This window comes from Faecalibacter macacae, assembly GCF_003687725.1.
GTDB classification, from domain to species: domain Bacteria; phylum Bacteroidota; class Bacteroidia; order Flavobacteriales; family Weeksellaceae; genus Empedobacter; species Empedobacter macacae.
Genome location: NZ_RDOJ01000021.1, coordinates 32,815 through 46,446 on the forward strand (window position 1 = coordinate 32,815; position 13,632 = coordinate 46,446).

Annotated in this window: 11 protein-coding genes; 8 read left to right on the forward strand and 3 right to left on the reverse strand. The window is 30.6% G+C overall.

All coding sequences use genetic code 11. The features are described 5' to 3' along the window. Positions 1-124: 124 nt before the first annotated feature. Complete coding sequence (locus tag EAH69_RS12425; RefSeq protein ID WP_121935532.1) at positions 125-1,315, reverse strand: phosphoglycerate kinase; 1,191 nt, start codon at positions 1,313-1,315, stop codon at positions 125-127. 540 nt (positions 1,316-1,855) lie between these two features. Between EAH69_RS12425 and rpiB the strand changes: the two genes are divergently transcribed. The 4 genes from rpiB (at position 1,856) to EAH69_RS12445 (ending at position 6,820) form a co-directional block, all read left to right on the forward strand. After that, positions 1,856-2,290: a ribose 5-phosphate isomerase B gene (rpiB, locus tag EAH69_RS12430; protein WP_121935533.1), complete on the forward strand. Its 435-nt coding sequence runs from the start codon at positions 1,856-1,858 to the stop codon at positions 2,288-2,290. 233 nt (positions 2,291-2,523) lie between these two features. After that, a complete protein-coding gene (gene asnA / locus EAH69_RS12435) occupies positions 2,524-3,528 on the forward strand; it encodes an aspartate--ammonia ligase (protein WP_121935534.1) in 1,005 nt (334 codons plus the stop codon). Positions 3,529-3,939: 411 nt separating this feature from the next. Then, the gene (gene rnr / locus EAH69_RS12440; RefSeq protein ID WP_121935535.1) at positions 3,940-6,099 is read left to right on the forward strand and encodes a ribonuclease R; all 2,160 of its coding nucleotides are present in this window, start codon (positions 3,940-3,942) and stop codon (positions 6,097-6,099) included. A gap of 43 nt (positions 6,100-6,142) precedes the next feature. Next, positions 6,143-6,820, forward strand: a complete 678-nt coding sequence (locus EAH69_RS12445; RefSeq protein WP_121935536.1) for a LysE family translocator — start codon at positions 6,143-6,145, stop codon at positions 6,818-6,820. 212 nt (positions 6,821-7,032) lie between these two features. On the opposite strand, the gene EAH69_RS12450 is transcribed toward EAH69_RS12445, so the two are convergent. Together EAH69_RS12450 and EAH69_RS12455 are read right to left on the reverse strand one after the other, a co-directional pair. Next, positions 7,033-8,031, reverse strand: a complete 999-nt coding sequence (locus EAH69_RS12450; RefSeq protein WP_121935537.1) for a glycosyltransferase family 9 protein — start codon at positions 8,029-8,031, stop codon at positions 7,033-7,035. 7 nt (positions 8,032-8,038) lie between these two features. Continuing rightward, positions 8,039-8,464, reverse strand: a complete 426-nt coding sequence (locus EAH69_RS12455) for a SufE family protein (RefSeq protein WP_121935538.1) — start codon at positions 8,462-8,464, stop codon at positions 8,039-8,041. A 352-nt stretch (positions 8,465-8,816) separates the two neighbouring features. On the opposite strand from EAH69_RS12455, the gene EAH69_RS12460 reads away from it, so the two are divergent. The 4 genes from EAH69_RS12460 (at position 8,817) to EAH69_RS12475 (ending at position 13,534) form a co-directional block, all read left to right on the forward strand. Then, positions 8,817-9,773, forward strand: coding sequence for a 2-hydroxyacid dehydrogenase (locus EAH69_RS12460; RefSeq protein ID WP_121935539.1), 957 nt, complete (start codon positions 8,817-8,819; stop codon positions 9,771-9,773). A 423-nt stretch (positions 9,774-10,196) separates the two neighbouring features. Continuing rightward, a complete protein-coding gene (locus tag EAH69_RS12465; protein ID WP_121935540.1) occupies positions 10,197-10,910 on the forward strand; it encodes a pirin family protein in 714 nt (237 codons plus the stop codon). Between the two features lie 26 nt (positions 10,911-10,936). Further along, positions 10,937-12,331, forward strand: coding sequence for a chloride channel protein (locus tag EAH69_RS12470; RefSeq protein ID WP_121935541.1), 1,395 nt, complete (start codon positions 10,937-10,939; stop codon positions 12,329-12,331). A 114-nt stretch (positions 12,332-12,445) separates the two neighbouring features. Continuing rightward, positions 12,446-13,534 (forward strand): hypothetical protein, encoded by a 1,089-nt coding sequence (locus tag EAH69_RS12475; RefSeq protein ID WP_121935542.1) that lies wholly within the window; start codon positions 12,446-12,448, stop codon positions 13,532-13,534. Positions 13,535-13,632: the final 98 nt, after the last annotated feature.

Consider the following 13,632-nt stretch of genomic DNA (forward strand, 5'->3'; position numbering starts at 1 on the left):
AAAGACTATTAATAACCTTTTAATTTATTGATTATCAGTATTAAGTTTTTAACAATCTTAAATTTAACCAATAAAAAAGTCGGACTAATCGCCCGACTTCAAATCAAATATATGAGAGATTTTTTTATTTTAAAATTGCTGCAACTCCTGGTAATTCTTTTCCTTCTAAAGATTCTAACATTGCTCCACCACCAGTAGAAACGTAGCTAACTTTAGTATCGTAACCAAATTGTTTTGCAAATGCAACAGAATCACCACCGCCAACTAACGAAAATGCTCCGTTTGCTGTAGCTTCTGCAATAGCATCACCTAAAGCAACAGTTCCGGCTGCGAAGTTTGACATTTCAAAAACTCCTAATGGACCATTCCAAAGAATTGTTTTCGAATTTTTAATTACTTCAGCATTTTGTTTAATTGTTTCTTCAGCAACATCCATTCCCATCCATCCGTCTGGAATTTCACCAACTGCAGATATTTGACGATTAGCTTCATTGTTAAAATCATCTGCAATTACATTATCAATTGGTAAATAAACTTTTACATTATGAGTTTCACAAGCAGTTAAAATTTCTTTGGCTAAATCTAATTTATCGTCTTCTACTAACGATTTTCCGATTTGTCCTCCTTTTGCTTTCACGAAAGTATATGTCATACCACCACCAATAATCAAGTTATCAATAACTGGTAAAATGTTGTTAATAATAGTAATCTTAGAAGATACTTTTGCACCTCCAAGTATTGCTGTTACAGGATTTTCACCATCTTCTAACACTTTTTTAATAGCTGTTAATTCTTGTTCCATTAACAACCCAAAACATTTATTTTCTGGAAAAAATTCAGCAACAATTGCAGTAGAAGCGTGTGCACGGTGTGCAGTTCCAAAAGCATCGTTTACATAGATATCTCCAAAAGCAGCTAAAGCTTTTGCAAAATCAGTATCACCTTTTTCTTCCTCTGCGTGGAAACGAACATTTTCTAATAATAAAACTTGGCCTGGTTTTAGATTACTTACTTTTTGTTTCGCATCGTCGCCAATAACATCTTCAGCAACAATTACATCTACACCAAGAATTTCAGAAACTTTATATGCAATATGTTTTAAAGCATATTTATCATTGAATTCGCCTTTAGGACGTCCCAGATGGCTCATTAACACAACTGCACCACCATCCTTTAAAATTTTAGCGATCGTTGGTTCAGCGGCTTTAATTCTTGTGTCATCGGTAACTTTTAAGTTTTCGTCTTGCGGAACATTAAAATCAACACGGATTAAGGCTTTCTTGTTTTCAAAGTTGAAGTCGTTAATTGTTTTCATTTTGTTTGGAATAATTTGTTGTACAAATGTAATTAATCTTTGATTCTTAATTGAATTTTGATTTCAACCTTTTTCAACTATCAACATTTATAAACATATATAATAATTAACTTAGTTTTTAATTTTTTAAAAAAAGAAAAATATATACCTACTATTAGCACTGTTAATATGTGAATAACTAAAGTGAGATAAATTTTGTTTCACTTCTATTAACAGGTTATTATTTGTAATTTTGCTTTATAATTAGAGGTTTAGAATCTGTATCAACATTTTATTAAATCTGTTCATAAACAACTTTTGTGAAAAAGTTAAACTGTGAAAAGTATTAATAAACGTGTGTAAATTTTTCATGCCAAGATGAAAAGTTTTACTTGACTTGTATTGAAATAAATTTGATTCGAATTTTTAAGCACATTTCCAAATTTTTGTGCTCTAAACTTATTAGAATTATTAATCTAAATCTTAACAAGTTGTTACTTCATCTTAACCTTTGATTTACAGTAATTTAAAACAAAAACATAAAAAACAGTTGTTAATAGTATGAAAATTGTAATTGGATCAGACCACGCTGGGTATGAATATAAGGCTAAATTAGTAGCCTTTTTAACAGGTAAAGGATTTGATATTGAGGATATTGGCCCTTTTTCAACAGATAGTGTTGATTACCCTGATTTTGCACACGCAGTGGCGACTAAAGTAGAGGAAGGAAATGCTGAGTTTGGAATTTTACTTTGTGGAAGTGCACAAGGAGTAACAATGACAGCAAATAAACACCAAAAAGTACGTGCAGCTTTATGTTGGATGACAGATATTGCGGCTTTAGCTCGTCAGCACAATAATGCAAACGTGTTAACATTACCAGCTCGTTTCATTGCTTATGAATATGCAGAGCAAATTGTAGATACTTTCTTATCTACAGATTTTGAAGGTGGTCGTCATGAAGCACGTGTGAACAAGATTGCTTGTTCTTGTTAAGAAGAAAATAGTTAATCTATATATAAGAGGTTATTTCTAATGAAATAACCTCTTTTTTGTTTTTTAAGATTTAAACTTAAATTGAATTATATGTTTAATTATTAAATTATAATGAAGTAATATAGTTATTAAATTTCTTTATTAAAGCAATTTTTGTTTACATTTGTTTGTGTAATGTTAGTTATTCTACTTTTACGGCTAAATAAAAAATATTTAGTTAAAATTTAATTGAAATGAGCAGAGCACTACTACTACGCGAACAAGCTATATCATTTGTGAAAGACGAATTTGCAAAAGGTTTACAGCAAAACCTTAACCTTATTCCGGTTTCAGGGCCGTTAGTTGTTTTAGACGGAACTGGAATTAATGATGATTTAAATAGCATTGAGCGTCCTGTAAAATTTCCGATTAAATCTTTAGCTGATCAACAAGCTGTTGTGGTTCATTCTTTGGCGAAATGGAAACGTATTCGTTTAAAAGAGTTAGAATTAGAAGTAGATGAAGGGATCATTACTGATATGAAAGCTTTACGTCCTGATGAAGATTATTCACCTATTCATTCCATTTATGTTGATCAATGGGATTGGGAAAAAGTAATTAAAGCTGAAGATCGAAAATTATCATATTTAAAAGAAACTGTGGTTTCTATTTATGAAGCGATTCGTGAAACGGAATTGAAAGTGGAACAAAAATATCCATCTTCAAAAGCTGTTTTACCACAAGAAATTACTTTTATTTCTTCGGAAGAATTATTACAGAAATTTCCTACGTATACAGCAAAAGAGCGTGAAAATGCTATAGCTAAAGAATATGGGGCTGTCTTTATTTATGGAATTGGAGGTTTGTTAACAAATGGTGAATTACATGATTCTCGTGCTGCTGATTATGATGATTGGAGTACTGATAATGATGCTGGTTATCAAGGTTTAAACGGAGATATATTAGTTTGGAACCCTGTGTTAGAACAAGCATTTGAATTGTCATCAATGGGAATTCGTGTGGATAAAGCTGCTTTATTAAAGCAATTAGAATTAAGAGATTCATTAGAAAGAAAAGACTTATTGTTCCATTCACTTTTATTGGATGGAAAATTAACCGAATCAATAGGTGGTGGTATTGGACAATCTCGTTTATGTATGTTTATGTTAAAACTAAAACATATTGGTGAAGTCCAAGCAAGTATTTGGGATGAGGATACCAAAGAAAAACTAAAACAAGAAGGGATTGAATTATTATAATATTTATCGTTAGAAAAGCCGCTATTAGCGGCTTTTTTTAGTTAATAATATAGTTGTTTATAACTGTTTATTAATATAGTTAATTCGTTGTATTTCAGAAGTATTTAGTTGTTTATAAACATCGTTTATATTACTATAAAGTTATTATTGAGAGTTGTTAATTTTTGGCTTAGTTTTGGTATAATAGAGTAACGTATAACAATTATTTACTAGAGTTATAAATAGATACTTCCTCGCCAGCTCGTTATACTCCGCAAAAGTTATCTTACCTTTGCAACGGTTATGTTATAAAGATTATTAACATCTTATATTAATATGTTATTATTTAATTGAATTCTAATTTGTTAAGATGTTGATAGAGATATTAATTTAGAGTGATATCGAGCGGATATCACATAGGATAAACAAATTATGCCAAAAAAGAATTTTAAAAATAATAAAGCTTCAAAGAAAGAAAAGAACATTACCAAATATACCAAATCAATTATAGAGGTATTATTTCAGAATCCAAAGAAAGCTTTAAACTATAAACAAATTGCAGCTGCATTACGTATTGAAAATCGTATTGAAGTTGAATTATTAATAAAGAATATCAACGTTTTATTAGCCGATAAAAAAATCGAAGAAGTAGAACGTGGAAAATATAAAGTTAACGCAACTAAAGATTACTATGTTGGTACAGTTGACTTAACTTCATCAGGATCTGCTTATATTATTGTAGAAGATTTTGAACAAGATATTTTTGTTCAAAAAGGACGTACAAAAAATGCCTTACAAGGAGATGAAGTCCGTGTATATTTATATCCGCGTAAAAAACAAGGAGCCAAATTAGAAGGTGAAATTGTTGAAATCATAAAACGTAATAAAACAGATTTTACCGGTATTTTTCAATTAGGTAAAAATGGAAATTTCGGGTTTGTTGTAATGCAAAACGGTAACCACGATTTCTTTATTCCCAAAGAGCGTTTTAATAATGCAAAACCAGGAGAAAAAGTTGTTGTACGATTATCAAATTGGCCAGAAGGATCTAATTCACCATTCGGTGAAATTATTCGTGTTTTAGGAGATCCAAATGAAACAGAAGTAGAGATTCATGCAATTTTATTAGAACATGATTTACCTGCAGAATTTCCTGCAGAAGTTGAAGAGGAAGCAAATAATATAGACACTTCGATTACAGAGGAAGAAGTTGCTCGCAGACGTGATATGCGTAATATAACAACATTTACGATTGACCCGAAAGATGCAAAAGATTTTGATGATGCTTTATCAATTCGTCTTTTAGAAAATGGGAATTGGGAAATTGGAGTTCATATTGCAGATGTTTCGCATTATGTTCGTCCAGGATCTTTATTAGAAAAAGAAGCCTATGCTCGTGCGACTTCTGTTTATTTAGTTGATCGTGTGGTTCCTATGTTACCAGAAGTTTTATCAAATGTTGCTTGTTCATTACGTCCTAACGAAGATAAATACACTTTTTCTGGTGTGTTTGAAATGGACGATAAAGCCAATATTGTAAACACTTGGTTTGGTCGTACAGCGATTCATTCAGATCGTAGATTTACTTACGAAGAAGCACAAGATATTATTGAAGGAGCTGATGGAGATTTTAAGGATGAAATTTTAAAATTAGATGAATTAGCTAAAATTATGCGTGCAAAACGTATGCAATTTGGGGCAGTTAATTTTGATAAAGTTGAAGTGAAATTCGACTTAAACGAAGATCATAATCCAGAAGGAATTTTCTTTAAAATATCTAAAGATTCAAATAAATTAATCGAAGAATTTATGTTACTATGTAACAAAAAAGTTTCAGAATTTGTTAGTTTAGATAAGAAAGGAAAAGAAAACGGAAACACTTATATTTATCGTATTCACGATGATCCTAATCCAGATAAATTATTGGATTTAAAGAAATTCATTCGTCAATTTGATTATCAATTAGAGGTAGGAGATCGTAAAACAACGATTCAATCATTAAACAAATTATTGGCTGACGTAAAAGGAAAACCTGAAGAAAATATGATTGAAACTTTAGCAATGCGTTGTATGGCTAAAGCGGTTTATTCGACAGAAAATGTAGGTCACTACGGATTAGCTTTTGATTATTATACCCATTTTACATCACCAATTCGTCGTTATCCAGATGTTATGGCGCACCGTTTATTACAAGATTATTTAGACGGTAAAAAATCGCCAGCATCAGACATTTACGAGCAAAAATGTAAGCATAGTTCTGCGCGCGAAAAAGTTGCAGCAACTGCAGAGCGTGATTCTATTAAATACATGCAAGTGAAGTATATGGAACAATTTGTTGGTCAGACTTTCGATGCATTTATTACAGGAGTTCAGGAGTACGGAATTTTCGTTGAAATCCCAGAAACACGTTGTGAAGGCTTAGTTCGATCTCGTAATATGGAAGGAGATCATTTCTTCTTTGATGAGAAGAATCATGCCTTAGTCGGGCGTCGTACAGGAATCAAATATCAATTAGGAGCTCCAGTTAAAATAAAGGTTATAAGTGCCGATTTAATTAAGAAGCAGTTAGACTTCGAAATAGTAGAAAACTAATATATCGAGATAAAGTGTTATCTTGCAGCCCTTAAATCAAGTTATGGAATTAATTTTATCAGCCATACTGATCGGTTTTGTTTTGAGTACAATTTTAATCGGACCAGTCTTCTTTCTATTGATAGAGACTAGCATAAGAAAGAGTTGGAAATCGGCTGTTACATTAAATTTAGGAGTGATTGCAGCAGATATTTTATGTATCGCAGCAGCGTATTTTGGGAGTAAAGATTTCGCAGATTACGTAACAACACATCCAAAATTTTATCGTATTTATATCATTGCAGGTTTTTTTGTATTGATTTACGGTTTGTTCATGTACTTTTCGAGACCGAAATTGCATATAGAAAACGAAGAACAAGTTGTTGGAAATAACTACTTACGTACTTTTTTTAATGGATTTGTGATGAATCTATTAAACATTGGAGTCATTGTTTTTTGGTTCGTAATTGTGTCATCAATTATGATTCAATACCCAGAACCAAAAGATTTTGTACTGTACATGGGAGTTGTTCTATTAACTTATTTCTGTATAGATTTAGTGAAGATTTTCTTAGCCGGAAAATTACAAAAACGAATCACCGATGATATGGTTTATAAAATCAGAAAAGGTGTCGGAATTTGTTTATTAGTCTTCGGGATAATCATCACTCTAAAAGGATTTGGGTTCTTTAAAGAAATCGATCGGGAGATAGAGAATCAACTGATTCATCAAAAAGGATAATACATTACTTATATAAAAGCCACTCAAAGCATTGAGTGGCTTTTTTTTATAAAGTTGTGATTAAAAATAAATGAAATACTACTACAAAATTGAAGTCTATTTTATTTGAGTATAAAGGAAGATATTTACTCAAAAGAAATAAAATTTTATAGGTAAACCCAATGTTAATTGAGGTAAATAAAAAAGCACCTCGTAAAAGGTGCTTTCAAATATTATTTATTTTCGATTTTATGCTTTATTTGTTGATAAACGTATTCTGCGTCCAAATTCTGGAAATAATCAAAATTTTCAAATCCTTTTGGGTCTTTTCCAAAGATAGAAGTTGGTCTACATTCTAAAGAATCATCTTGGATTACATCATCGTTAGATTGTCCATAACCAAGGAATCCCGCATAAGGATGCGTTCCGCCCCAAATAGAAATCACTCGTGTACCCTTTAATGAAGCTAAATGCATATTTGCACTATCCATAGAAACCATGACTTGTAGTTTTGCAATTGCTTCTAGTTCTTCTTCAAATTTTAAAACTCCAGCTAATGATTTAATATTCGGATTTAAATTTTCCCATGTTTTTAACTCGTCAACTTCCTTTTTTCCACCACCAAATAAGTAAATTTTATATCCATCTTCGGCTAATTTAGTTGCCACGATTTTCATCTTTTCCAACGGATACATTTTACTTGTAAAAGCAGCAAAAGGAGCAATACCAATTGCATTTTCTTCTTTGATATTTTCTGAAGAAATTTGATGAGATAATTTTAAGCTAAAATCTAAAGAACGTAATACATCTGCATAGCGTTCAGTTGTTAACTTTAATTGTTGAAAAACCCTATTTTCTTGAGAAACTAATGCTTTTTTATCAGCTCTTCCTTTATCTAAAGTTGCTGTTTTTGTACCAGTTAAACCAAATAATGCGGTAACAACTTTAGTTCTGATTACATTGTGCATATCTGCTACGTAATCAAAATTATGCACCTTTAATTCATTGAATAATTTAATCAAACCAAAGAAACCTTTGTAGTTATTATTCAAGTCAATTGGAATAAATTTAATTCGTGGATTCGATTTAAAAATCGTACCCATAAACGGACGAGAAGCAACATAAACTTCAACATCAGGATTTTGATCCATAAACTCTTCCAAAACAGGAGCAATCATGGTTACATCGCCTAAAGCCGAAAATCGTAAAGCTAAAAGTTTCTTTTTTGACATAAAGTGATTATGAATTCAATTTTGATTGGAATGCAATAGCATAAAACTTAAATTGTTTTACCATTGCTAATAAACCGTTGGCACGTGTTGGTGATAAGAATTCTGATAAACCAATTTCGTTGATGAAATCAGTATCTGATTCTAAAATATCCTTTGGTGCTTGGTTGTTGTACATACGCACTAATAAAGCAGCAATTCCTTTTGGTAAAATAGCATTAGAATCGGCTGTAAAATTGATTTTTTCACCGTCTAATTCTGCATCTAACCAAACAGAAGATTGACAACCTTTGATAATTTTATCATCTGTTTTTGCTTCTTCTGGTAAGGCTTTTAAGCTTTTTCCTAATTCGATTAAATATTCATAACGCTCTTCCCAATCTTCGAAGTATGAGAATTCGTCTACTATTTCGTTTTGAATTTCTTTAATTGTCATGCTGCAAATTTAGGAAGAAAAACGCTATTAACAGACTTTGTGAATAACGTATTTTATCAGTTCATTTTCAAATCATTCACTTCTTGATAAACCTATGTTTAATCTTTAGAAAGTCAAATTTTATTTCATTAAATAGGGATAGATTTTCATCCTACCGATCATGTAATTATCGAGATATTATTAAATCAAAAACAGATCATAAAAGAATATATTAATTTACCTTATTCACAATTATAAACAATTTTTTACACTGAAAATCAATAATTTAAAATGTTTTAAACATAGTTATGAATACTTTGTGAATAGCTGTTTTATATCAAAATCTATTGTAAATTTGAAAGAAAAATAAAGCATGTCATCTGCCTACAAAATATTAGCTATAGATTCTAATCACGACTGTTTAAATAACGGATTACGTGAAGCTGGTTTTATTGTTGATGAAGATTATAATTCATCAAAAGAGGAAATAGAAAAAGTAATCGATCAATACGACGGAATGATTGTTCGTTCTCGATTTCCGATTGATCGATCGATTTTAGAAAAAGCAAAAAATTTAAAATTTATTGGTCGAGTAGGAGCTGGTTTAGAGAATATTGACGAAGATTATGCTGCTGAAAGAGGGATTATTTTGTTTAATTCTCCTGAAGGTAATCGTGATTCGGTTGGTGAACATGCAGTTGGAATGTTGTTGATGTTGATGCATCATTTACGTCGTGCAGATAGTGAAGTACGTAATGGAATTTGGAAACGTGAAGAAAATCGCGGTGATGAATTAATGGGAAAAACGGTTGGAATTATCGGTTACGGAAATATGGGAAATGCTTTTGCGAAAAGATTACAAGGTTTTGGAGTTGATGTAATTTGCTACGATATTCTTGCAAATAAAGGAAATGAGTTTGCAAAACAAGTTTCATTAGAAGAATTCTTTAATTGTGCACAAGTTGTTAGTTTACATACTCCACAAACGGCAGAAACAATGCAAATGATTAATGCAGAGTTTATTAATAATTTTAAGAATCCGTTCTATTTTGTTAATACAGCAAGGGGAAAGAGCGTTGTAACTAAAGATTTGGTCGAAGCAATGAAAACAGGAAAGGTTTTGGGAGCTGCTTTAGATGTTTTAGAATTTGAAAAATCGAGTTTTGAAAGATTAGTTGCTTCAGAATTACCAGAAGAGTTTCAATATTTAATTGAAGCAGATAATGTTGTACTTGCACCACATATCGCAGGATGGACACATCAATCAAAAATTAAATTAGCCGAGTTTATCCGAGATAAAATCATTGCTTGGCAAACAAATAACAACTAATATTAACACTGTTAATAACAATATAAGCATCTCATTTAGAGGTGCTTTTTTTATTTAGTTAAAGCTCTATACACTTTCCAAACCATATAAGTAGCACCAATTATTGCAATAAAGCATAAAAATGTCCATATAATTAATTTCCATCCGATAAATGTTACTTCCATATGCCTTTATTAGTGTTATTCACAATTGTGAATATCTAACTATTCACATCTACTTTTTATACATTTCAACAACTTATTTATAACTTATAAATAGTTAATTTATTGTAAATTATGATAAAATTTGATTAATTAACAAATTTTTCAAATTGTTAATTTTAATAACTTAAATGTTAGAATAACACATTATAAAACATTAATTAACACATATCAAGATTTTCAATTTTAGTTTGTGGTAACTTTGAATTAAAGAAATAAAATCATGAAATACCAAATATTTAAAGCAGACGAAAGAGGAGGAGCAAACCATGGATGGTTAAATACTAAACATTCTTATTCTTGTGCAAATTATTTTGATCAGGAAAGAATTCATTTCGGTGCATTACGTGTAATGAATGATGATATTGTAACTGGTGGAATGGGTTTTGGAAAACACCCGCATGATAATATGGAAATTATTACAATTCCTACGAAAGGTGGTTTAAAACATAGTGATTCTATGGGAACTGGTTCTGTTATCGAGACTGGAGATATCCAGGTGATGAGTGCCGGAACAGGTGTTTTTCATGCTGAAATGAATGCTTTTGAAGATGTAACTTCTGAATTTTTTCAGATTTGGATTTTTCCAAATGCTCAGAATGTAGAGCCAAGATATCAACAATTATCTATTCGTGATTTTGAGATAGAAAATGAAATGTATCAAATCCTTTCTCCAAATGCTGATGATCAAGGAGTTTGGATTCATCAAAACGCATGGATTTACCAAGGTAAATTTAATGTTGAGAAAGAGGTAAATTATAAAATTCACGATAAGAATCAAGGTGTTTTTTTAATGGTTGTTGAAGGTGAAATAGAGTTTGATGGGAAATTGATTGGAAGAAGAGATACAATTGAAATTACTCCAGAAAATCAAATTCAATTTAAAGCATTAACAAATTCAGAAGTTTTATTAATAGAAGTGCCTTTAGTTTTTTAACTTTGAGAATCAACTCGAATTAAAAAATGGAAACAGCTAACGAAAAGAAAACAAATGAATTAAAAGTAAAGGAAGTAACCAAAAAAAGATTTGAATCTACTGCTTTTATTTTTCAAAATATTCCACTTTGGATTGCATCATGTGTGATTGGTTTATTAGCTGTTTTATATGCAGAAATTTTACATTTTGGTGAATCAACTTTTTTAAAAATATATGCACAAAATAAAGCATGGGTGTTTGTATTAGCTCCCGTGTTTTTCTTTTTATCCTATATTTCTGTTCAGAAATATGCGAAATACTCCAACGCAAGTGGAATTCCACAAGTTATTGCTTCACTATCATTACCTAAGAAAAAATCAAAGAAATTAATCGATCAACTTTTAAGTGTTCGCATCATTTTTATAAAAATTCTGAGTAGTTTTTTTATGTCGCTTGGAGGTGGAGTAGTGGGGAGAGAAGGACCAACAATTCAGATTGCAGCATCTGTTTTACATGTTGTAAATAGAACAATACCGGATTCATGGCCAAAAATTTCTCAGAAATTAATGATTATAACGGGTGGAGCAGCAGGTTTAGCTGCTGCTTTCAATACACCGTTAGGTGGAATAGTTTTTGCAATAGAAGAGTTATCAAAAAATCATATTAAGTATTTAAGGACTACAGTTTTTTCAGCTGTTATTATTGCTGGTTTTACAGCTCAAACAATTTTAGGCCCTTATTTGGTTTTTGGATTTCCAAAGGTTGATCCAGATGGTTGGCAATTCTTTTTAATCCTTTTATTGGTTACATTAGTATGTGGAGTGTTTGGAGCATACTTTGGAAAAATAGCTTTTAATGTCAATAAATTCAAAAAGAAATTATCAAAGAAGAAACAATTTATTTTTGGTTTTATCGCAGTAATGGCTTTTGCAACTGTGGTTTTTTATACAGATAAAGATAGTGTTGGTGCAGGGAATTTATTATTAGATCGCTTATTGTTTGAAGCTGATAAGAAGGTAGAATGGTACACAATTCCAGCTCGTTTGTTTAACGGAATTATATCGTTTACCAATGGAGGTGCTGGAGGAATTTTTGCACCAGCTTTAAGCTTTGGAGGATCAATTGGCGCGTTTATTGGAGACTTATTTACATTAAAATCAAGACAAATCAATATGTTGGTTTTGATAGGCATGGTAGCGTTTTTAACAGCCTTTACAAGATCACCGTTTACATGTGCAATTTTAGTATTAGAAATGACGGATAGACATTCGGTGATTTTTTATATGCTTGTTGCTGCATGGGGAGCTAATTTAATTGCGAATCGTATTGATCAAAAATCGTTTTATGAGAAAACAGCTGAATTAATTACAAAAGATCTTTTATCGCAATTGGATCCAAGAGATAAAAATAAAAGTAAAAAAGTAGAAGAAAATTTAGTCTAATGTGTTTAGAATAAGTTAATTCGATTACTTTTGAAAAAAATAAGCTGAATATATTCTAATCAATTAAAAATTAATTGATTAGCTTAATTTATAAAAATTGAAGAGTTTTTACCTATGAAAAGAATATTACTAATTGCTTCGTTGTTATTCGTTTTTAGTTGTACAAAAGATAATATTAAAATCGATGGTCGTGATCAAGTTGTTTTTAATGAAACAATTGATCAAATTGCCAAAGAATTACCTTTACTACAACAAGACAAGTTTAAAGAGGCTTTAGACATTGTATTTCATTATAAGACAAGTGTAACGAATAATGATGAGCAAAGATGGGCAGCTGTTCGTAATTTAGTTGATAATAAAACTGCTGATGAAGTTTTTGAACTAGCTGAAAAAATTGCTGTAGAGAATAATTTTTCATGGAATAGAAATCAAGTTCCATTAGTAAATGGGATTCCATTGCCAGGGACTACTACGGTTAATGAAGTTATAGAAGTTTCAGATGAGCCTGCAATTAAAATTCAACGTTTTGATTTTAGAGTTAAAACAGAAGATGAAGGTATTCGTGTAGATCCTTTTTTCTTTGATGTTGAAGGTCAGGAAATTCAGTTAGAAAAAGCTGTTACTGCAACTTTGGAAGTGTTTAGTGGTAATCAAATTATCTATACACAGCGCACTAAAATTGATCCAAATTCTATGGATGCATTATATCGTAATAATGGCATATTATTAAAATATTCAAGTTTAGATCAATCAAAAATTAAATCTAACACAATTGATATCTTAATTAGAATTCCTCATCCAGAAAGATATTTAACTCAAAGGAAAACAGTTTCAATTCCGACTGATTTAGTAGGTGGAGCAGTAGAGGCTAAAGTAGATTCTGTGTCTAAAGTTATTAGTAAAGATATTGCTATGGTTACAACTTTAAGTAATCGTTTTATGCAAAATGTATCTAAAAAGAATTATTCTGCTGCTTTTGCTTTAACAAGAAATAGTGATTGGGCAACTTACCAAAAATTTTCTCAAGATAATTTTGTGTCTAATTTAGAGAATGCAAAAGTGAAAGAGACTAAAGTAGTTGATGGAGATGAAAAAATTGTTATTATTGAATCAAATGTTGTTTTAAACGATGATTCAAACAAGAAATATATTTTAACATTAGAGCACTTAAATGGTAAATGGTTTATCGTTAATGTAAAATAATACAATCCTTATTTAACATAAAAAAAAGCGTCCAATTTTAGACTGCACCCAAAAGTTTGGACAGATTAAAAATTAATAATTATAAAAATGAGTTCGAT